Origin of the sequence: Bradyrhizobium sp. 215_C5_N1_1 (assembly GCF_052075935.1) — a bacterium.
Lineage (GTDB): Bacteria > Pseudomonadota > Alphaproteobacteria > Rhizobiales > Xanthobacteraceae > Bradyrhizobium > Bradyrhizobium barranii.
The window spans coordinates 1,070,801-1,091,943 of the sequence record NZ_CP197228.1; the positions used below are offsets into that span (position 1 = coordinate 1,070,801).

General features: G+C 64.9%; 18 protein-coding genes. 15 read left to right on the forward strand and 3 right to left on the reverse strand.

Features of this window, described 5'->3' with window-relative positions; genetic code table 11:
* The first annotated feature begins 58 nt into the window (after positions 1 to 58).
* Complete coding sequence (locus AB7G19_RS04950; RefSeq protein WP_063980816.1) at positions 59 to 2,290, forward strand: CHASE2 domain-containing protein; 2,232 nt, start codon at positions 59 to 61, stop codon at positions 2,288 to 2,290.
* Between the two features lie 341 nt (positions 2,291 to 2,631).
* Here AB7G19_RS04950 and AB7G19_RS04955 read toward each other — a convergent pair whose 3' ends face one another.
* The gene (locus AB7G19_RS04955) at positions 2,632 to 4,227 is read right to left on the reverse strand and encodes an ABC transporter substrate-binding protein (protein ID WP_441267734.1); all 1,596 of its coding nucleotides are present in this window, start codon (positions 4,225 to 4,227) and stop codon (positions 2,632 to 2,634) included.
* Between the two features lie 200 nt (positions 4,228 to 4,427).
* Between AB7G19_RS04955 and AB7G19_RS04960 the strand changes: the two genes are divergently transcribed.
* The 14 genes from AB7G19_RS04960 to AB7G19_RS05025 all read left to right on the forward strand — a co-directional run bounded on the left by AB7G19_RS04960 (position 4,428) and on the right by AB7G19_RS05025 (position 19,511).
* Positions 4,428 to 6,083 carry an ABC transporter substrate-binding protein gene (locus AB7G19_RS04960; protein ID WP_063980818.1) on the forward strand — a complete coding sequence of 552 codons (1,656 nt, stop codon included), beginning with the start codon at positions 4,428 to 4,430 and terminating at the stop codon, positions 6,081 to 6,083.
* Between the two features lie 201 nt (positions 6,084 to 6,284).
* Positions 6,285 to 7,238 carry an ABC transporter permease gene (locus AB7G19_RS04965; protein WP_014498430.1) on the forward strand — a complete coding sequence of 318 codons (954 nt, stop codon included), beginning with the start codon at positions 6,285 to 6,287 and terminating at the stop codon, positions 7,236 to 7,238.
* A 3-nt stretch (positions 7,239 to 7,241) separates the two neighbouring features.
* Complete coding sequence (locus AB7G19_RS04970) at positions 7,242 to 8,144, forward strand: ABC transporter permease (RefSeq protein ID WP_014498429.1); 903 nt, start codon at positions 7,242 to 7,244, stop codon at positions 8,142 to 8,144.
* Positions 8,145 to 8,147: 3 nt separating this feature from the next.
* The gene (locus AB7G19_RS04975; protein ID WP_063980819.1) at positions 8,148 to 9,209 is read left to right on the forward strand and encodes an ABC transporter ATP-binding protein; all 1,062 of its coding nucleotides are present in this window, start codon (positions 8,148 to 8,150) and stop codon (positions 9,207 to 9,209) included.
* The gene (locus AB7G19_RS04980; RefSeq protein WP_018321359.1) at positions 9,206 to 9,403 is read left to right on the forward strand and encodes a hypothetical protein; all 198 of its coding nucleotides are present in this window, start codon (positions 9,206 to 9,208) and stop codon (positions 9,401 to 9,403) included. The genes AB7G19_RS04975 and AB7G19_RS04980 overlap by 4 nt, the downstream gene beginning before the upstream one ends.
* Complete coding sequence (locus tag AB7G19_RS04985; protein WP_063980820.1) at positions 9,400 to 10,815, forward strand: Asp-tRNA(Asn)/Glu-tRNA(Gln) amidotransferase GatCAB subunit A; 1,416 nt, start codon at positions 9,400 to 9,402, stop codon at positions 10,813 to 10,815. Before AB7G19_RS04980 ends, AB7G19_RS04985 begins: the two co-directional genes overlap by 4 nt.
* On the forward strand, positions 10,812 to 11,786 hold the full coding sequence (locus AB7G19_RS04990) for an ABC transporter ATP-binding protein (protein ID WP_063980821.1): 975 nt from the start codon (positions 10,812 to 10,814) through the stop codon (positions 11,784 to 11,786). Before AB7G19_RS04985 ends, AB7G19_RS04990 begins: the two co-directional genes overlap by 4 nt.
* Positions 11,787 to 12,147: 361 nt before the next feature.
* The gene (locus AB7G19_RS04995; RefSeq protein ID WP_063980822.1) at positions 12,148 to 12,417 is read left to right on the forward strand and encodes a GlsB/YeaQ/YmgE family stress response membrane protein; all 270 of its coding nucleotides are present in this window, start codon (positions 12,148 to 12,150) and stop codon (positions 12,415 to 12,417) included.
* 260 nt (positions 12,418 to 12,677) lie between these two features.
* Complete coding sequence (locus AB7G19_RS05000; RefSeq protein ID WP_063980823.1) at positions 12,678 to 14,426, forward strand: type I secretion system permease/ATPase; 1,749 nt, start codon at positions 12,678 to 12,680, stop codon at positions 14,424 to 14,426.
* Entirely contained in the window at positions 14,423 to 15,757 is a 1,335-nt protein-coding gene (locus AB7G19_RS05005; protein ID WP_063980824.1) for an HlyD family type I secretion periplasmic adaptor subunit, read from the forward strand. The genes AB7G19_RS05000 and AB7G19_RS05005 overlap by 4 nt, the downstream gene beginning before the upstream one ends.
* Positions 15,758 to 15,997: 240 nt before the next feature.
* The gene (locus AB7G19_RS05010; protein WP_063980825.1) at positions 15,998 to 17,467 is read left to right on the forward strand and encodes an AMP nucleosidase; all 1,470 of its coding nucleotides are present in this window, start codon (positions 15,998 to 16,000) and stop codon (positions 17,465 to 17,467) included.
* A gap of 120 nt (positions 17,468 to 17,587) precedes the next feature.
* Positions 17,588 to 18,208, forward strand: a complete 621-nt coding sequence (locus AB7G19_RS05015) for a tetratricopeptide repeat protein (protein ID WP_063980826.1) — start codon at positions 17,588 to 17,590, stop codon at positions 18,206 to 18,208.
* A gap of 135 nt (positions 18,209 to 18,343) precedes the next feature.
* Positions 18,344 to 18,619, forward strand: coding sequence for a DUF1488 family protein (locus AB7G19_RS05020; RefSeq protein WP_063980827.1), 276 nt, complete (start codon positions 18,344 to 18,346; stop codon positions 18,617 to 18,619).
* A gap of 67 nt (positions 18,620 to 18,686) precedes the next feature.
* Complete coding sequence (locus AB7G19_RS05025) at positions 18,687 to 19,511, forward strand: hypothetical protein (protein WP_187387913.1); 825 nt, start codon at positions 18,687 to 18,689, stop codon at positions 19,509 to 19,511.
* A gap of 29 nt (positions 19,512 to 19,540) precedes the next feature.
* Here AB7G19_RS05025 and AB7G19_RS05030 read toward each other — a convergent pair whose 3' ends face one another.
* On the reverse strand, positions 19,541 to 20,527 hold the full coding sequence (locus tag AB7G19_RS05030) for an alpha/beta hydrolase family protein (protein WP_063986062.1): 987 nt from the start codon (positions 20,525 to 20,527) through the stop codon (positions 19,541 to 19,543).
* Positions 20,528 to 20,632: 105 nt separating this feature from the next.
* Positions 20,633 to 21,115 carry a CinA family protein gene (locus AB7G19_RS05035; RefSeq protein ID WP_063980829.1) on the reverse strand — a complete coding sequence of 161 codons (483 nt, stop codon included), beginning with the start codon at positions 21,113 to 21,115 and terminating at the stop codon, positions 20,633 to 20,635.
* Positions 21,116 to 21,143 lie beyond the last annotated feature (28 nt).

Sequence of the window (21,143 nt, forward strand, 5' to 3'; positions counted from 1 at the left end):
CGCGGACGCTCCATGATCGGTGCGCCGGGCGCGATACAGGTCAGGAAGTCCGACTGAAATGAAGCGTCTCAAGATCCTGCGGCGGTGGTTTGCGCGGAAGCTCGGCTTCGCGCGGCTGATGTGCCTTGCGCTGCTGGTCGTCTTTGCCGGCGCTCGTGTCTGGGATCCGCCGCCGATCCAGGAATTGCGGCTGCGCACCTTCGACATGTTCCAGCTGATCGATCCCCGCCACAAGGCGGCGCGGCCGGTCACCATCGTCGACATCGACGACAAGAGCCTCGCCAAGCTCGGCCAGTGGCCATGGCCGCGCACGCGGATCGCGGACCTGATCCAGAACCTCACCGGTAACGGCGCGGTGACGATCGGCTTCGACATGGTGTTCTCCGAAGCCGACCGGCTCAACCCGGATCTGGTCGCGAGCCAGATGCGCGATCTCGACGACGCCACCCGCGCCAGGCTGCGCGAGCTCCCGACCAACGACCAGATCCTCGCCGACGCGATCAAGCGCTCGCACGTGGTGCTGGGCGAAACCGGGCAGCCGGCGATCTCGTCCGAGATCGACAAGTCGTTGCCCTTCACCGGCGTCGCGACGGTCGGCGAAGCGGATGCCGAACGTTTCCTGTTCGAATTCCCCGGCCTGTTGCGTAACGTGTCCGTCATCGAGAAGGTCGCGGCCGGCCGCGGCCTGTTCTCGATCAAGACCGAGCGCGACGGCCTGATCCGCCGCGTGCCGTTGATCATGCGCGCCCAGGGCAACATCATGCCCTCGCTCAGCCTCGAGATTTTACGCGTCGTCACGGGAACGCCGACGCTGCTGGTCCGGACCGACAAGACCGGCATCAGGGCCGTGCGCCTCAAGGGCGTGGAGATTCCGACCGACAAGAACGGCCAGCTCTGGGTGCACTACGCCCGCCAGGATCCCTCGATCTACATCTCGGCGGCCGACGTGCTCGACAACACCGCGCCGCCGAACAAGATCGCCGGCAAGCTGGTGCTGGTCGGCACCTCGGCGGTCGGGCTGAACGACATCAAGACCACGCCGGTGTCATCGACCATGCCGGGTGTCGAGATCCATGCCCAGGTGCTGGAGAGCGTGCTCAGCGGCGCGGTGATCTCGCAGCCGAACTATGCGCTCGGCGTCGAGCTGATCGCCGCGCTCGTGATCGGCCTGCTCGTCATCATCTTCACGCCCAATCTCGGCCCTGTCCGTCTGGGGCTCGCGGGCGCGATGTTCGCCGCCATCCTGGTCGGCGTGTCCTGGTTCTTCTACGCGCAGTACCGCTACCTCATCGACTTCACCTATCCGCTGCTCTCGACCACCGCGATCTATCTGACACTGATCTTCGCGAGCTTCGTGCGCGAGCAGCGTCAGCGCGTGCAGATCCGCGGCATGTTCGCGCAATACATGTCGCCCGTCCTGGTCGAGCAGCTCGCGCAGTCGCCCGAAAAGCTGGTGCTCGGCGGCGAGGAGCGCGAGATGACGATCATGTTTTCCGATGTGCGCGGCTTCACCACGATCTCGGAGAGCTACAAGCAGGATCCGCAAGGCCTGATCGCGCTGATGAACCGCTTCCTGACGCCGTTGACAGACGTCATCATCGATCAGAAGGGCTACATCGACAAGTACATGGGCGACGCCATCATGGCGTTCTGGAACGCGCCGCTCGACGATGCCGAGCACGAGGTCAACGCCTGCGAGGCCGCGATCCAGATGCTGGAGCAGATCGACGCGGTCAACAAGGAGCGCGAGCAGGAGGCCGCCGACGGCGGTCACGTCTACATCCCGCTCAATGTCGGCATCGGCCTCAACACCGGCATCGGCGTCGTCGGCAACATGGGCTCCGACCTAAAGAAGAACTATTCGGTGCTCGGCGACAGCGTGAACCTCGCCTCGCGCCTGGAAGGCCAGTCGAAGGAATACGGCTTTCCCATCATCGTCGGCTCCAGGACCGCGCTCGCCGCCAAGGACAAGTTCGCGATCCTCGAGCTCGACTTCATCATGGTCAAGGGCAAGACCGAGCCCGAGGTGATCTACGCCATCGCCGGCCGCGAGGACGTGATGCATTCGGGCGCTTTCCAGCGCCTGCGCAACGTCACCATCGAGATGCTCGGCTGCTACCGCGGCCGCGACTGGCAGGGCGCGCTGGAAGCGATCGAGCGCGGCCGCCGCAGCGAGGATGCCGACACGCTGGAAAAGCTGTTCAAGCTGTACGAGGCGCGAATCAAGGAATTCCAGATCAATCCGCCGGCGGAAGGATGGAACGGCGCGTATGCGCTGCTGACGAAGTAGCGGTGTGAGTGCGTGGCCATCGCTGGTGCTGCACTGAAAGTGTCGTCCCCGCGTACGCGGGGACCCATACCCCCAGGGAGATGTTATCGCGCGAGCCGGTAACTCCGAGTCTTCGCCAAACCACTCCCTGCGGTTATGGGTCCCGGGCTCGCGACTACGTCGCGCCCCGGGACGACAGCGGTGTTTGGCGCGGTAGCGTCCGTCTGCTCTTCGCCACCAACATCAACTCCCGTAGGGTGGGCAAAGGCGCGCTAGCGCCGTGCCCACCATCTTACTCCGCGTATAGAGGTGGTGGGCACGCTTACGCTTTGCCCACCCTACGACACCGGCGTTTGCCGCCTTCACTCCGTCCCGATCGTCGTCAGATCCTGGAACCAGTGCTGCGCCTGCACGAACTGCTTGATCTTCGGCGACAGCGCGTGCGGGTTGGTGTCGTGGACGACCCAGACCAGCACGGCATCGTCGACGATCAGCGCGTGGGCCTGCGCGATCAGATCGTCCTGCTTGGCGGTGTCGAACGTCTGCTTGGCCTCGCTGATCAGCCCGTCAACCTTCGGGTTCTTGTAGCCGCCCCAGTTCACGCCGACCGGCGCGATCTGGTCGGAGGCGAAGAAGCGGACGATGGCGTAGAGCGGGTCCGAGGTGACATAGGCGATGTTGTTGGCGGTGATGCCGGCGTTCATCTCGTCGGCCGCGCCCTTGCGCCAATGCGTATATAATGTCTCGAGCTCGACCACCTTGAAGTCGATGTCGATGCCGATTTCCTTGAAGCTTTGCTGCAGGAATTCGTTCATCGGCAGGGACAGCATCTGGCCGGTGCCGCCCTGGGCGATGATGAAGGTGGCCTTCAGCGGCTTCGCCTTGGAGTAGCCGGCCTCTTCGACCAGCTTCTTGGCCGCGGCCAGATCATATTTCAGCTCGAAGGTCGGTTTGCCGAACCACGGGCTCGACGGGTCGACCTGGCCCTTGGCGGGTTTTGCAAGCCCGTTCATCAGACCAACGACTTCGTCACGGTTGATCGCGAGATTCAGCGCCTTGCGCAGGCGGATGTCGGTCCAGGGCGAGCCCGGCAGCACGCTGAGGTGATAGTTCCAGACGTGCGGCGTGACGTTGTCGACGATCTTCATGCCGGCGGCTTTCAGCTGCGGTACGGCGTCCGGCGCCGGCGTCTCGATCAGGTCGACTTGGCCTGCGAGCAGCGCATTGGTGCGCGTCAGCGCTTCCGGCATCGGCACCAGCACGATCTTGTCGGCCTTTGGAATGCGCTTCTTGTTCCAGTAGTCCGGATTCTTCGTGAGCTCGGCAAGCTCGCGCGGCACCAGCTTGGTCAATTTGAACGGACCGGTGCCGGAAGGCTGGCTCGCGAACTTGTCCCAATCCTTGCCGAGCTTCTCGTACTGCGCCGGGCTCGAGACCAGGAACCACAGCATCTGATAGGGGAAGAAGGAATCGACCGTCTTGGTCGTGATCTCCACCGTGAAATCGTCGATCTTGGCGTAGCTCGCGACCGAAGGCAGGCGGGTCTTCACCTGCGCGCTCTGCCGCTTGTCGAATTGCGGCGCCTTGTCGTTGAGCACCTTGTCCAGATTCCAGATCACCGCGTCGGCGTTGAACTCGCTGCCGTCGTGAAACTTCACGCCCTTGCGCAAAGCAAACCGCCATTTGGTCTTGTCGGCATCATCCACCTTCCATTCGGTGGCGAGCCCGGGCACCAGCTTGCCGGGGCGGTCGGCGACGTCCATCTCCCAGGCGACCAGCGGATCGTAGATGGTGTACGCCGTGAACTGATAGGCGCCGGCGCCGCGATCGGGCTGGCCCGTCGTCAGCGGGATGTCCGCCATCGAGATGCCGTAGCGCACCACCGTTTCGGCGCGTGCCGTGATCGCGGATAACGCCAGCGCAAGCACGGCGAGACAGGTCGATAGTCGGATACGCATGGCCCAAGGCTCCCAGGAGATTTCAGAGCCAAACTTGCAATCTTGATGCCAGAATAGGCAGGACGGTGGCTTTGCCGACACGTGATCACACAGACTTGTCGTCGCAGGGGCAATTTGCAGAAAAAGTTTCCCCATTGGCATAGCCATTGCATACGTTTGCATCAAAATTAGTCATTGAAAGCCGGAAGAGGACTGAGACGATGCTTATGAAGACAACCACCCGCGCGGCGCTGATTGCTGCGCTGGCTCTGACGACTGCGGCCGCGTGGCCGAGCGTGGCAAGCGCCGAAACCGTGCTGCGCATCGGCATGACCGCTGCCGATATTCCGCGCACATTGGGCCAGCCCGATCAGGGTTTTGAAGGCAACCGCTTCACCGGCCTCACCATGTACGACGCGCTCACGGGCTGGGACCTGTCCTCGGCCGACAAGGCGAGCGTGGTAATCCCGGGCCTTGCCACCGAGTGGAAGGTCGACGATGCCGACAAGACCAAGTGGATCTTCAAGCTGCGCCCCGGCGTCACCTTCCATGACGGCTCGCCGTTCAACGCCGATGCCGTGGTGTGGAACGTCGAGAAGGTGCTGAAGCAGGATGCGCCGCAGTTCGACGCCAGCCAGGTCGGCGTGACCGCGTCGCGCATGCCGACGCTGGCCTCCGCGAAGAAGATCGACGACATGACGGTCGAGCTCACCACCAAGGAGCCCGACAGCTTCCTGCCGATCAACCTCACCAACCTGTTCATGGCGAGCCCGGCGAAGTGGCAGCATTTCTACGACAAGGCGGAAGGCGCCGACGCCAAGGCGAAGTCGCAGGCCGCGTGGACCGCGTTCGCCAAGGACGCCGCGGGCACCGGCCCGTGGAAGATGGCGAGCTTCACGCCGCGCGAGCGCCTCGAGCTGGTGAAGAACGCGGCCTATTGGGACAAGGCGCGCGTGCCCAAGGTCGACAAGATGGTGCTCCTGCCGATGCCGGAAGCAAACGCGCGCACCGCGGCGCTGCTCTCGGGGCAGGTCGATTGGGTCGAGGCGCCGGCGCCCGACGCGTTGCCCGAGCTCAAGCAGCGCGGTTTCAAGCTCTACGCCAACGAGCAGCCGCATGTCTGGCCGTGGCAGTTCTCGCGCGTCGAAGGCTCGCCCTGGAATGACATCCGCGTCCGCAAGGCCGCCAACCTCTGCGTCGATCGCGAGGGTCTCAAGGACGGCCTGCTCGCGGGCCTGATGGTGCCGGCGACCGGCACCTTCGAGCCCGGCCATCCCTGGCGCGGCAAGCCGACCTTCGAGATCAAGTACGACAAGGCGGCTGCGCAAAAGTTGATGCAGGAGGCCGGCTTCGGTCCGTCAAAGAAGCTGACGGTGAAGATCCAGACCTCGGCGTCGGGCTCCGGCCAGATGCAGCCGCTGCCGATGAACGAATATCTCCAGCAGGCGCTCGCCGAATGCTATTTCGACGTGAAGCTCGACGTCATCGAGTGGAACACGCTGTTCACCAACTGGCGCCGCGGCGCCAAGGACCCCAGCGCCAACGGCTCGAACGCGACCAACGTCACCTACGCGGCGATGGACCCGTTCTTCGCGCTGGTGCGCTTCCTCCAGTCCGGCATGGCGCCGCCGGTCTCGAACAATTGGGGCTTCATCCACGAGCCCAAGTTCGACGAGCTGGTGAAGAAGGCACGGCAGACGTTTGATCCAGCCGCGCGCGACGCTGCGCTCGCCGAGCTGCACGCGGCCTCCGTCGACGATGCAGCCTTCCTCTACGTCGCCCACGACGTCGGCCCCCGCGCCATCAGCCCGAAGGTGACGGGCGTCGTGCAGCCCAAGAGCTGGTTCATCGACTTCTCGCTGGTGTCGATGCAGTAGTTCGCGCCACACGCTCAGTGCACCCTCTCCCCTTGTGGGAGAGGGCGGCTTCGCGGCAGCGAAGCCGGGTGAGGGGTCTCTCTCCGCGAGCGACCCTCTCTCTCATTCGATAACGCTGTATCTGCGGATAGATACCCCTCATCCGGCGCGCTGATCGCGCGCCACCTTCTCCCACAAGGGGAGAAGGAAGAAAGAAGACCAGTGCTCGCCTATATCGCTCGCCGCATCGTCTATGTCATTCCGATCGTCATCAGCGTGGCGCTGGTGTGCTTTCTGCTCGTGCACATCACGCCGGGCGATCCGCTGGTCGCCGTGCTGCCGGCCGACGCCTCGCAGGAGCTCGCGGCGCAGCTCCGCGCCGCCTATGGTTTCGACCGTCCGCTGCCGGTGCAGTTCGGCCTGTGGCTGCTGCGTGCCCTTCATGGCGATCTCGGCAATTCCATCGCGACGGGGCGTCCCGTGCTCGCCGAGGTCATGCGCGCGGTCAGCAACACCGTCACGCTCGCGATTGCGGCCGCCATCATCGGCTTCACGATGGGCATCCTGCTCGGCCTGATCGCCGGCTATTTCCGCGAGACCTGGATCGACAAGGTCGCGACCTCCTTCGCCATCGCCGGCGTCTCCGTGCCGCATTACTGGCTCGGCATGGTGCTCGTCATCATCTTCTCGGTGCAGCTGAACTGGCTGCCCGCGGTCGGCGCCGGGCCGAACGGCTCCAACTCCTGGGCCTGGGACTGGGCGCATCTGAAATATCTCGTGCTGCCGGCGATCACGACCTCGGTGATTCCGATGGGCATCGTCACCCGCACCGTGCGCGCGCTCACCGGCGACATCCTCAGCCAGGACTTTGTCGAGGCGCTGCGCGCAAAGGGCCTGCACGAAACCGGCGTGTTTCGCCACGTCATCAAGAACGCCGCGCCCACCGCGCTCGCGGTGATGGGGCTTCAGCTCGGCTACATGCTCGGCGGCTCGATCCTGATCGAGACCGTGTTCTCCTGGCCGGGGTCGGGCTTCCTGCTCAATTCGGCGATCTTCCAGCGCGACCTGCCGCTGCTGCAGGGCACGATCCTGATCCTGGCGCTGTTCTTCGTCTTCCTCAATCTGCTGGTCGACATCGCGCAAGCCGCGATCGACCCGCGCATCAAGCGGGGCTAGCCGATGAGCGAGCTTCCGTTGTCAGCGACCGCCGACGCCGCGCTCCAGGCCGCGCCCGCGACCAAGGCGCGCGGCTATTGGGCGACCGTCGGCCGCCGCATCGCCCGCGACAAGGTCAGCATGGCCTGCGCGCTGGTGCTGCTGCTGATTTTCCTCTCCGCGGTGCTCGCGCCGTGGCTCGGACTTGAAGATCCCTACAAGGGTTCGATGATCCGCCGCCTCCGCCACATCGGCACAGCAGGCTACCCGCTCGGCACCGACGAGCTCGGCCGCGACATGCTGGCGCGGCTGATCTATGGCGGCCGGCTGTCACTCGTTATCGGCATCCTGCCCGTGATCCTCGCCTTCTGCATCGGCACGTCGCTCGGCCTCGTCGCTGGCTATGTCGGCGGCAAGCTCAACACCGCGATCATGCGCACGATCGACGTGTTCTACGCCTTTCCCTCCGTGCTGCTCGCCATCGCGATCTCCGGCGCGCTCGGTGCCGGCATCCTCAATTCCATCGTGTCCCTGACCGTTGTGTTCGTGCCGCAGATCACACGTGTTGCCGAAAGCGTGACCACCGGCGTGCGCAACATGGACTTCGTCGAAGCGGCGCGTGCGTCCGGCGCGGGGCCCTTCACCATCATGCGTGTGCACATCCTCGGCAACGTCTTGGGCGCGATCTTCGTCTATGCGACCAGTCTCATTTCGGTCTCGATGATCCTGGCCGCAGGTCTCTCCTTCCTCGGCCTCGGCACAAAACCGCCGGAGCCGGAATGGGGACTGATGCTGAACACGCTCCGCACCGCGATCTACGTCAATCCCTGGGTCGCGGCATTGCCGGGCGCGATGATCTTTGCGGTCTCGATCTGCTTCAACCTGCTCTCGGACGGCCTGCGCAGCGCCATGGACATTAGGAACTAGGCCATGAGCGAGAGCAACACATCCGTTGAAATGCTGGAGCCGGTCGAGGACGTTGGCGGCGTCGCGCAACCGCTGCTCCAGGTCAACGGCCTGACCAAGCATTTCCCGGTGCGCGGCGGGCTGTTCGCCGCGAAACGCACCGTGCGCGCGGTCGACAACGTCTCCTTCTCGGTCGCGAAGGGCGAGACCGTCGGCATCGTCGGCGAATCCGGCTGCGGCAAGTCGACCACCGCGCGGCTGCTGATGCATCTGATGCCGCGCGATACCGGGGACATCATCTATGACGGCATGACCGTCGGCCAGGCGCTGTCGTTGCGCGAGCTGCGCCGCGGCATGCAGATGGTGTTCCAGGATTCCTATGCCTCGCTCAATCCGCGCCTGACGATCGAGGAATCGATCGCGTTCGGCCCGAAAGTGCACGGCATGGCCGATGGCACGGCGCGGGCGCTGGCGCGCGAGCTGCTCGGCAAGGTGGGCCTGCGGCCGGAAAACTTCGCCAACCGCTATCCGCACGAGATCTCCGGCGGCCAGCGCCAGCGCGTCAACATCGCGCGTGCGCTGGCGCTGTCGCCGCGGCTGGTGATCCTCGACGAAGCCGTTTCGGCGCTCGACAAATCCGTCGAGGCACAGGTGCTGAATTTGCTCGCCGATCTCAAGCGCGAGTTCGGCCTGACCTATCTCTTCATCAGCCACGACCTCAACGTCGTCCACTACATCAGCGATCGCGTGCTGGTGATGTATCTCGGCGAGGTCGTCGAGCTCGGCCCGGTCGACCAGGTCTGGGACAACCCTGCGCATCCCTATACGCGTGCGCTCCTTGCCGCGATGCCGTCGTCGGACCCGGATCGTCGCACCGAGAAGCCGCCGATCACCGGCGATCCGCCCAATCCGATCGATCCGCCGCCGGGTTGCCGCTTCCACACCCGCTGCGCGTTTGCGGAGCCGCTCTGCGCAAATGCAGCACCAAAGCTCACCGCGCTCGATACAATGGGCCACGAAGCCGCGTGCTACATGGCGATACCGGGATCAGGCCATAGCCGCGCGCCCGCAGAGGAAACAGCATGACAAGACCGACACCCAAAGAGATCAAGCCGATCGCGCAGATCGCCGGCGTCCCTGTTGATGACGAGATCGCGACGCGTATCTCCAATTCCATCGGACCGGCCTTCGAAGGCTTTGCGGCCATCGCCGGCACGCTGCCGTTCGATCTCGAGCCCGCGCTCTATCCGATCGCGCAGACGCAGAAGGTGTCGAAATGAGCCGTGAGCCTGCATTGATGACGCTCACCGAGGTCGCGCGCGCGATCGCGATGAAGCAGGTGTCCTCGCATGAGGTGACGCGTGCGCTGCTGCACCGCATCGCGCAGTGGCAGCCGCATCTGAACGCCTTCATGTCGGTTGAAGCCGAGTCCGCGTTGAAGGCTGCCGATGCCGCGGATGCCGAGCTCGCCAAGGGCAATGTCCGCGGTCCGCTGCACGGCGTGCCGCTCGCGCACAAGGACATGTATTACGACGCAGGCCACGTCTCGACCTGCGGCTCGCTGATCCGCCGCGACTTCGTGCCGACCGTCACGTCCACGGCCTTGCAGCGGCTGAAGGATGCCGGCCAGGTCCGCCTCGGCACGCTGCATCTGGCCGAATTCGCCTATGGCCCGACCGGCCACAACGCCCATTATGGCCCGGTGCGCAATCCCTGGAACGTCGCGCACATCACCGGCGGCTCCTCGTCGGGCTCGGGCTCGTCGGTCGCGGCGCGCCTGACGTTTGCGGCGCTCGGCTCCGACACCGGTGGTTCGATCCGCATGCCCGCGCATTTCTGCGGCGTCACCGGGCTGAAGACCACCGTCGGTCGCGTCAGCCGCGCCGGCGCGATGCCGCTGTCGCAATCGCTCGACACCGTCGGTCCGCTCGCCCGCACCGCCGAGGATTGCGCGCTGCTGCTGGCGCTGATGGCCGGTCCCGATCCCGCGGATTCGACCACCAGTCATGAGCCGCTGTCCGACTATGTCGGCGCCACCAAGGGGTCGCTCAAGGGCCTGAAGATCGGCGTGCCCGCGTCCTTCTATGTCGACGATCTCGACGGCGAGGTCGCGCGCGTGCTGGACGAGACCATCGCGGTGCTCAAGCGCGAGGGCGCCGACATCGTCACAGTCGAGCTGCCGGACCAGCGGCAATTGTCTGCGGCAAGCCAGCTCGTGCTCGCGGCCGAAGCGGCCGCCTTCCACAAGCGCTGGATGATCGAGCGTCCGCAGGACTATGGCCCGCAGGTCCTGATGCGGCTTCAGAACGGTCTCGCCGTTCCCGCCATCACCTATCTCGAAGCCATGCGCTGGCGCGGCCCCGCACTCGCCGCGCACAATGCGGCCACCGCTGGTGTCGATGCGGTCATCGCGCCGGCATCGCCGGTGCCGGCGCCGACGATCGAGGAGAGCGACGTCGGCGGCGGCCCGAACGCGCCGGCGATGGTGCAGCGGCTGACGCTGTTCACCCGCCCGGTGAATTTTCTGGGCCTGCCGTCGCTCACCATTCCCTCCGGCTTCACGAAAAGCGGCCTGCCGGTTGGCATGCAGCTGATCGGCCGCTCCTTCGATGAAGCGACCTTGCTCACCATCGGCGCCGCCTTCCAGCGCGTCACCGACTATCACGATAGGTTGCCGAAACTGCCGTCATGACAAAGCTCGTCGACATCTCAGGCCTCAACATCCGCTTCACCGGGGAGCGCACGGTCTATGCCGTGAACGATCTCAGTCTCTCGCTCGGTGACGGCGAGGTGCTGGGCCTGCTCGGCGAGTCCGGTTCCGGCAAGAGCGTGACCCTGCGTGCGCTGATGCGGCTGCTGCCGAAGAAGCGCACGCAGATTTCGGGCAAGGTCAACGTGATGGGCCGCGACGTGCTCGCCATGAACGACGAGGAGCTGTCGTCGTTCCGCGGCCAGACCGTGTCGATGATCTTTCAGGAGCCCGCGCTCGCGCTCGATCCGGTCTACACCATCGGCGCGCAGATCGCCGAAAGCGTCGTGCGCCACGAAGGCAAGAGCCTTGCGGAAGGGCGGGCGAGGGCGCTCGAAATGCTCGAGGTCGTGCGCATTCCCTCGGCCAGGCGGCGGCTGGATGCCTATCCGCACGAGATGTCCGGCGGCATGCGCCAGCGCGCGATGATCGCGCTGGCGCTCGCCTGCCGTCCCAAGATCTTGCTGGCGGATGAGCCGACCACCGCGCTCGATGCCACCGTGCAGATCCAGATCCTGCTGTTGCTGCGCGAGCTTCAGCGCGAGTTCGGCATGTCCGTCATCTTCGTCACCCACGACATAGGTGTTGCGATCGAGATCTGCGACCGTGTCGCGGTGATGTATGCTGGCCAGATCGTGGAGCAGGGGACGCTCCGCGACATCGTCCGCACGCCGGTGCACCCCTACGCCAAGGGCTTGCTCGCCTCCACCATCCACGGCGCCAAGCGCGGCGCCCGGCTGGAGACCATCCCCGGCACCCCGCCCTCGCTGGCCGAAAAGCCGAACAACTGCTCCTTCGCCCCCCGCTGCACGGTCGCCCAGCCGCGGTGTCTGGAGCAATTGCCTGCGAATGTGGAGGTCGGACCGGGCCGGGCGGCGAGGTGCGTGTTGGCGGAGCCGGTGACGGCGTCGTAGTTCGTTCTCCAGCCGTACTACATCCCCGCGCAACACTGCGCTCCCTCCCCCTTGCGGGGGAGGGCGGGGGAGAGGGGTAGCCACAAACTCAGACCTCGCCCGTGGCCACCCCTCTCCCAGGCCCTCCTCCGCAAGGGGGAGGGAATGAGAGAGCGGCGCGTCCCTCACTTCAAATCGCGCACTTCTTCAGAATCCCTCTACGACAACACCGACTTGTCACAGTTCACCTCGCACCGCCGGCCAACTGCACTCCTACTGTGCATGGGGTTGTTTTCGACATTTTTATCCGAACCGACCATTCAGACCCCATTCATCCCGGTTCCGGTTCCATGCCCCCGTTCATGGAGAGGGACTTCAACTTATGTACATTTCTGGCCAAGGCCTCATCGTCATCCTGTTCGTCGGCCTCGTCGCCGGCTGGCTCGCCGGCAAGGTGGTGCGCGGCAGCGGGTTCGGCATCATTGGCGACATCGTGATCGGCATCGCCGGCGCGTTTGTCGCAAGCTTCCTGTTCCCGAAGCTCGGCATCCATCTCGGCACCGGCCTCGTGTCCGAGATCATCTATTCCGCCATCGGCGCCATCATCCTGCTCCTGGTGGTGCGGCTGGTGCGCGGCGGCGGCCGGCTCTAGCGTCACATTGGCTCGGTGAGCCAGAACTTTCGCCTCTCCCCCGCTGGGGAGAGGCCGCGATGTCTGCTATAAAAAGCCGCAAAGACTGTGAAATACCGGACTTGCGTGCGAGGCCGTCAGGGGTAGAGGTGGCCTATCAGGGACCTGGATTAATTCGGCCGCGTTCGTCGCGGGGGAATACGATGTTAATCCGGGTCGCGTACCCCTGAACGACCTAGGAAATCAGGGGCGTTGCCCCTTACCCGAAAGAGATCAGACTGATGGCAGCCGTACCCGGCGTCCGCCGTTCAGAGCTCGGTGACGCCTTGCGTGCTTGTCGCACGGCGTTCGTCGGCGTCGGCTTGATGAGCTGCATGATCAACCTGCTCTATCTGACTGGGTCGATCTTCATGCTGGAGGTCTACGACCGGGTTCTGCCGAGCCGCAGCGTTCCGACTCTCGTCGGCCTGATCATCATCGCCAGCTTCCTCTATATGGCGCAGGGCATGCTCGACATGATCCGAAACCGGATCCTGGGGCGGATCGGCACGGCGCTCGATGAAGCCCTCAACAAGCGCGTGTTCGACACCGTCGTGCGCCTGCCGCTCCTGGTCGGCAGCCGCAACGAGGGCCTGCAGCCGCTGCGCGACCTCGACAATGTCCGCTCGTTCCTCGGCGGCATGGGTCCGAGCGCGTTCTTCGACCTGCCCTGGCTGCCGCTGTACCTGGCCATCTGCTTCGCCTTCCACGTCATGATCGGCCTCACCGCTCTGGTCGGCGCCATCATCCTGGTCGGGCTGACGCTGGTCACCGAATTCATGTCCCGCCAGCCGGCCAAGGACGCGATGGGCCTTGCCGCCCAGCGCAACGATCTCGCCGCCTCCAGCCGACGCAACGCCGAAGTCATGGTGTCGATGGGCATGACCGGCCGGATGAACCAGCGCTGGAGCGAAGCCAACGAAAAATACCTCGACGGCAATCAGCGTGCGAGCGACGTCGCCGGCGGTCTCGGTGCGGTCGCAAAAGTGCTGCGCATGATGCTGCAATCGGCCGTGCTCGCGGTCGGCGCCTATCTCGTCATCCACCAGGAGGCGACCGCAGGCATCATCATCGCCGGCTCGATCCTCTCCGCCCGCGCCCTCGCGCCGGTCGATCTCGCCATTGCGCACTGGAAATCCTTTGTCGCGGCACGTCAGAGCTGGCAGCGCCTCACGCGCCTGCTGGAGCAGATGCCGCCGCAGACGATGCCGACCCAGTTGCAGGCGCCCACCAGTCGTCTGTCGGTCGAAGGCATCGCCATGGTGCCGCCAGGCGATCAGCGCCTCATCGTGCAGGACGTCACCTTCGCGCTCACCGCCGGCAATGGCCTCGGCGTGATCGGGCCGAGCGGCTCCGGCAAATCGTCGCTGATCCGCGCGCTGGTCGGCGTCTGGCATCCGGTCCGTGGCAAGGTGCGGCTCGACGGCGCGGCGCTCGACCAGTGGGCCTCCGACATGCTCGGCCGCCACATCGGCTATCTGCCGCAGGACGTCGAATTGTTCGGCGGCACCATCGCGCAGAACATCAGCCGTTTCGATCCCGAAGCGACCTCTGACGGCATCATTTCCGCGGCGAAGGAAGCCGGCGTGCACGAGATGATCATCAAGATGCGCGAGGGCTACAACACCCAGGTCGGTGAGCAGGGCACCGCGCTCTCCGCGGGCCAGGCGCAGCGCGTGGCGCTGGCGCGTGCGCTCTACGGCAGCCCGTTCCTGATCGTGCTCGACGAGCCCAATTCCAATCTCGACACCGAAGGCGACGAGGCGCTGACCCGCGCGATCCGCAGCGCGCGCGAGCGCGGCGCCATCGTCATCGTGGTGGCGCATCGCCCGATCGGCGTCGAGGCGGTCGACCAGATCCTGGTGCTGCGCGACGGCCGTATGCAGGCGTTTGGGCCGAAGGAGCAGGTGCTTGCCCAGGTGCTTCAGCCGCGCGTGACGCCGCCGGCACCGATCAAGATCGTCAGCGAAGGCGGAGTGCCCAAGTCATGAGCACGATGGCTATCGGCGGCGGAAAGCCCGCCGCGAAGAGGACCGTGCGGGATTCCATCAGGTTTCATCTGATGCTCGGGCTGGCCATCGTGCTGGCCCTCGTCATCGGTCTCGGCGGCTGGGCGTCGACGGTGCAGATCTCGGGGGCCCTGATCGCGCCGGGCCAGGTCGTGGTCGAATCCAACGTCAAGAAGGTGCAACATCCGACCGGCGGCGTGGTCGGCGAGCTGCGTGCCCGCGACGGCGACGTGGTCAAGGCCGGCGATATCGTGGTGCGGCTCGACGACACGGTCACCAAGGCGAACCTCGCCATCGTCACCAAGAATCTCGACGCCGCGCTGGCGCGCACGGCGCGGCTCCAGGCCGAGCAGCGCGGTGTCGACAAGATCGAGTTTCCGCAATCGCTCCTCGATCGCGGCAACGATCCCGACGTCAAGAACCTGCTCTCCGCCGAAACCAAGTTGTTCGACGTCCGCGTCAATGGCCGCGCCGGGCAGAAGGCGCAGCTCCGCGAGCGTGTCCAGCAGCTCAACGAGGAGATCGAAGGACTCTCCGCGCAGGAAAAGGCCAAGGACAGGGAGATCGTCCTGGTGCAGCAGGAGCTGGTCGGTGTCCGCGATCTCTATGAGAAGCACCTGGTGCAGATCTCCCGCCTCACCACGCTGGAACGCGACAGCGCCCGCCTCAACGGCGAGCGCGCGCAATACATCGCCTCGCGCGCGCAGGCCAAGGGCAAGATCACCGAGACCGAGCTACAGATCATCCAGGTCGACAAGGACATGGTGAGCGAGGTCTCCAAGGATCTGCGCGAGACCAACGACAAGATCGGTGAAATGATCGAGCGCAAGGTCGCCGCCGAAGACCAGCTCCGCCGTGTCGACATCCGCGCGCCGCAGGACGGCATGGTGCTGCAATCGACCGTGCATACCGTCGGTGGCGTCGTCACCGCCGGCGACGCGCTGATGCTGATCGTGCCGCAGGCCGACGATCTCCAGGTCGAGGCCAAGGTCAATCCTGTCGATATCGACAAGCTCCAGATCGGCCAGAAGACGCTGCTTCGCCTGTCTGCGTTCAACCAGCGCACCACGCCGGAGCTCAACGGCGTCGTCAGCCGCGTGTCGCCCGACGTCACCACCGACCAGCGCACCGGGCAGAGCTACTACACCATCCGCGTATCGATGCCCGCGGAAGAGGTCGCCAAGCTCGGCGACTCCAAGCTGATCCCCGGCATGCCGGCGGAAGCCTTCGTCCAGACCGGCGACCGCACCATGCTGTCCTATCTGATGAAGCCGCTGCACGACCAGCTGATGCGGGCCTTCCGCGAGAAGTGACGCGCGAAAGCGCGTCGTCCCGGAGCGCGCCGCACACTCGCTGTCATCGCCCGGCTTGACCGGGCGATCCAGTATTCCAGAGGCGGCTGTGATCGAACCGGGACGCCGCGGCGTACTGGATGCCCCGGTCAAGCCGGGGCATGACAGTGGAGCGTGTGGTCCGCAAACCGCCCTTCGCTGACGATTGCCATCGTTCTTTGCTATAGTTCGACTCATGCCCAGCAACCCGGCGGTCGAACAATGCAGTCCCCACCCTCCATCGCCACCAAATCCTTCACCGACGCCGTCCTCGCCGTCGCCCGCCTCGAGGAAATCTACGAGCGCAACACGAAATTCCTGCGCGACCGGTTCGAGGCCTATGTCAACGGCGAGGCGATCACGACGCGGGTGCGGGCCTATTATCCCTTCGTCCGCGTCACCACCGCGACGTATGCGCGGCTGGACTCGCGTCTCGCCTACGGCTTCGTCGCCGGCCCCGGCGTGCACGAGACCAGCGTCACGCGGCCGGATCTGTTCCGCGCCTATCTCACCGAGCAGATCGGATTGTTGATCCAGAACCACGGCGTTCCCGTCGAGATCGGCGAATCCGCCGAGTCGATCCCGATCCACTTCGCCTATCGCCGCGACATCAATATCGAAGCCGCAATCACCACCAGCGAGAATTCCCTTGTGACGCGATCGCTGCGCGATGCGTTCGACGTGCCTGATCTCGCCACCATGGACGATTCGATCGCCGACGGCACTTTCGAGCTTCAGCCGGGCGCGCCCGAGCCGTTGTCATTGTTTCGCGCCGCCCGTGTCGATTATTCGTTGCGGCGGCTCTACCACTACACCGGAACCGATCCGGAGCATTTCCAGAATTTCGTGATCTTCACCAACTACCAGTTCTATGTCGATGCCTTCGCGCAGCTCTGCCAGCAGCGGCTGCAGTCCGGCGAGGCCGGCCTCGAAGCCTTCGTCGCGCCCGGCAATGTGAGCACGGGCAGCGGCGGCGCAACCAGCGGGGTGGCGCCTGCCCGCGCGCCGCAGATGCCGGCTTTCCATCTGGTCGCGCCTGGCTATCGCGGCATCACCCTGATCAACATCGGCACCGGCCCGTCGAACGCGCGCAACGTCACCGACCACGTTGCTGTGCTGCGCCCGCATGCCTGGCTGATGCTCGGCCATTGCGCAGGCCTGCGCAACACGCAGCGGCTCGGCGACTATGTGCTCGCCCACGGCTATGTGCGCGAGGACCACGTGCTCGACCGCGAGCTGCCGCTCTGGGTGCCGATCCCGGCATTGGCCGAGATGCAGGTCGCGCTCGAACAGGCGGTCGAGGACGTCACCGGGCTCGAAGGTTTCGAGCTGAAGCGCCTGATGCGCACGGGCACCGTCGCGAGCGTCGACAACCGCAACTGGGAGATCTCGGGGCCCGAGGTGATCCGCCGCATGTCGCAGTCGCGCGCGGTCGCGCTCGACATGGAATCGGCCGCGATCGCCGCCAACGGCTACCGCTTCCGCGTTCCCTACGGCACGCTGCTGTGCGTCTCCGACAAGCCGCTGCATGGCGAGATCAAGCTCGCGGGCATGGCCAGCGAATTCTACCGCCGCCGCGTCGGCCAGCATCTCGAGATCGGCCTGAAGGCGCTGGAGCGGCTCAAGCAGCAGGAATCGGAACGGCTGCATTCGCGAAAGCTGCGAAGCTTCGCCGAGGTCGCGTTCCAGTAAAGGACAACGTGACTGTCGTACGAACGCTGACGTCTCTGTGAGCACAGTGTCCCGGAATATCGCGGCCGACGCAGGGTTATCACGTCGTCCGGGGTCGCTTGAACAGGACAGGAGGCAGACATGATCACAGCGATGATCAGGCTCGTCACGCTCGGTACATTTGCGGCAGTACTGTTGAGCTCGCCGGCCTTTGCCGCCGGCGGCGGCGGTGGTGGTGGTGGCGGGGGCGGCATCAGCTCCACTGATCCCTATGCCGGAGCCTACGCGGATCAGAGGCTGCAGCCGCAGCCAGTCTACCCGAAGCGCTGGGGCACCAAGGCAACACACAAAGGCAGGAAGCCGAACAACCAGTCCAGTATCGGCGATCCCGCCTTCGCGGCCGGCTACCGCGTGGCTTATGACACCATCTACGAGCGAAACGACTATGCGACCGCGATCGAGCAACTAAAATCGCTCGGCCATGACGACCATCCGAACGTCGCCAACCTCATCGGTTATTCCTACCGCAAGCTCGGCGACTACGAGCAGTCGCAGGTCTGGTACGAGCGCGCGTTGAAGGCAGATCCGAACCACGTATTGACGTGGCAGTATTACGGGTTGTGGCAGCTCGAGCGGGGTAACCGCGAGCAGGCGCTCTATCATCTCAACCGGATCGCTGCCATCTGCGGGACGGATTGTGAGGAGTATCGATCGCTGGCCGCGGCACTCGACAAGCCGACCGGCACGGCGCTCGCCTACTGACGTCGGAGCCGGGCCGACCGACGGAAGCTCGCTGTTGATGAACATCGCATGACAGCGATGCCTCCTGGCGCGGGTGGTGACAAAGCGTCAGATTTTCAGCATTGTCCCGTTCGGGGGCGCGAACGGGACAATTGGATGCCGCTGTCGCGCGACAGGATCATCGGCCACGACCTCGAACGGTTGGCCTTCCGCTTCACGATGATGCGTGAGGATGAGGTCGTGCATTGCCAGATCAGCGATGCCGCGATGGACGAGCTCGCGGGCATGCAGGGCACCGAGAGCAGCGCGCGCCAGGCGCAATTCCTATCCCTGCGTGAGACCATCGAGCGGCTCGCGTCGGATATCTATGACGAAGCGCCGCGGGTCCAGGGATATGTGGTGCGGATCTTCATGCGGCATCTGGCAAGATAGCAGGGCATGCGTGCAACTCGCCACGGCTGCGAAAGGATTCATTAAGGGCAGCCTGTAGTTGCAATGGATGACGGTGACCCGGCGTGAGATGATCTCTCGCGGTAGCCCACACCAAAACTCTCACATGACCAGAAGATCAATCCTGCTGCTCCTCGTCGTCGCCCTGCTGGCCGGAAACCTGGCATATGCGAGCCTCTCCGGGCCGAGCGCGTTTGCGCGCGATTTCGATCAGAACATCGCGCGCTTCCCTTTGGCCGCGTCGATTGCCCGCAGCGATCCCGCGCTCAGGGCGGTCTTCCTTCGGGAGACCGAAGAGGCCTTCAACGAGGGCGGATGGCCCGCCGCCAATGGTGCACTCAACATGATCCTGGCGAGCGAGATGGAAGTCTATGCCGACGACGAGCACATCAATGCCCTGGACCGGGCGGAGCTGGCGACCCTCCTGAAGCTCGCGAGCAACCCGTTGGCTTGCAAGTCCTATCTGTTGGCCGGTTCCCAGCGCGGTGAGTTTACGGACGCAGCGCAAGAGGTTGCGGATCTTGGTGCGGCACATGGGGCGGCGATCGCAAACGGCTTCGAACGCAGGATGAAGGGTGTTGCCCGGACGCAGGCGAGCGACGCTGAAATCGCAGCGGTCGAAACGCAATTGCGTCTGGGGCCATTCGCGGAGCTCACCCGGCAGGAGCTTGGCGCCCAGTCGAGATACCTCGGCGGCAACGCTGCTCTGATGTGCAGCGCGGCGACCAAGAAGCAGCTCAATCTGCTTTCAATGGACAGTGCCGACTCGGCCTCCGCCTCGCGCAAGCGGAGAGCCGGGGAGTACGATATCGATATCGTAGAGGTTCGCGCGAAGCTCTGCCGCGAGCCCGGCAACGGCTTGTCCTGCTCTTAGACCGGCGCGGCGCCGGGCCGAGGGCCGCGTTACGGCTTGGCGCTTTCGGCGAAATGCTTGCGAAAGAACGCGACGACATCTGCGTGAAGCCGTCGGTGGAAATCGACGCGATCGAAATCCGGCGCATCGGTGCAGACGGCGGGCGCCTCCCGGGCGTCCTTTGGGGTGCAGGTCGCGAGGAAGGAAAAATGCCGGGCATTGTCCACGAAATGGTAGTCCGGCTTGATCGGAAGCCTTTGATTGATCGCTGCCGCACAGCATCCGGATAGACCATCGGCATTCTGCGCGGGGTCAGAACTCCACAATTGAACCGGCACTGCTATTGCTTTCAGATTCTCCTCGGGGAAGACGAACACCGGATAGGGATCGATGATGACCGCGGCCTTGACGCGCTTATCATGGGTCGTCGGCTGATCAGGAAGCTCGCCGCTTTCGAGTTGCTTGCACGCCCTCAGGCTGGAGGTCTCGCAATTCGGCAATCCCTTGCGCAGATCGGGATCGCCGCCGATGACGACAAGGCCGGTGTAGCCGCCAAACGAAAACCCGTAGAGCCCGATGCGCTGAGGATCGATGCGGGATGTGTCCGACCACCCGTCGAGCATATAGTCGATCAGCCGGCTCATGTCCGTGGGGCGCTCGACGAGAACCGAAAGACTGTCGGTGCGGCTGGTGTCACGCATGGTGTCGCCGGGATGATTGAGCGCCGCCACGACGAACCCGGCATCGGCCAAAGCCGCGGCGGTGTCATGGTGACCGCCGAACCATCCACGGCGGCCGTGCGACATCACGATGAGTGGAAGCTTTTCTCCGGTGACCGGACATGCGGGCACGGCGAAGAAGGTGGCGCCACGCGCATCCATCTCGCGAGGTGGCTCTGCACACGGAGTCCAGACCAGCAATCGGATTGCCGGTCCCGCCGGACCGGCAGGAATGTCGAAGTTTCTGACCCCGGCGGCTTGCGCCGTCGTTATCCCAAGGACGAGCAGGGTCGCGAAGACGAACGCAGGAAGTTGCATCATTGCTCCTATCGCGCCTGGGCGGTGACGCGCTTGCTCATGCGCCGGCACGACGGTCAGTCCGGCTGGAGATCGGGAGCGCGTGCGGTTCCCATGTGAGGGCGTTCACCCCTCCAGCTTCCTCAGCAACAGCTTCAGCGCCGTGGCAGCAAACATCTGCATGTTCGCAAACCGGTCGTTGTTGCCCGTCTCCAGCGTGATCACCTCCGCCGCGGGTCCCGAAACCGCCATGCAGCTGTGGCCGGCGGCATCGCCATAGCGGTTGCCGGTGGGGCCGGCGGCGCCGGTTTCGGACAGGCCCCAGTCGCAGCCGAAGCGGCTGCGCATCTGTTCGGCCAGCAGCTTTGCATAAGGCTCCGACGAGGAACGAAAGCCCTTCATTCCTTCGTCCGAAATATCCATCAGCACGCGCCTGGCATCGCGGGTGTAGACCACCGCGCCGCCGAGGAAATAGGCGGAGGCGCCGGGCACCGCGAGCAGGCTGGCCGAGATCAGGCCGCCGGTCGAGGATTCAGCCACTGCAATGGTCTGTTTGCGCGCGATTAGTCGGGCCGCAACCTGTTCCGCAATGCCGACGAGCTCTTTCATCCCTTTAACCTCTCAGTCCTCGCAACGG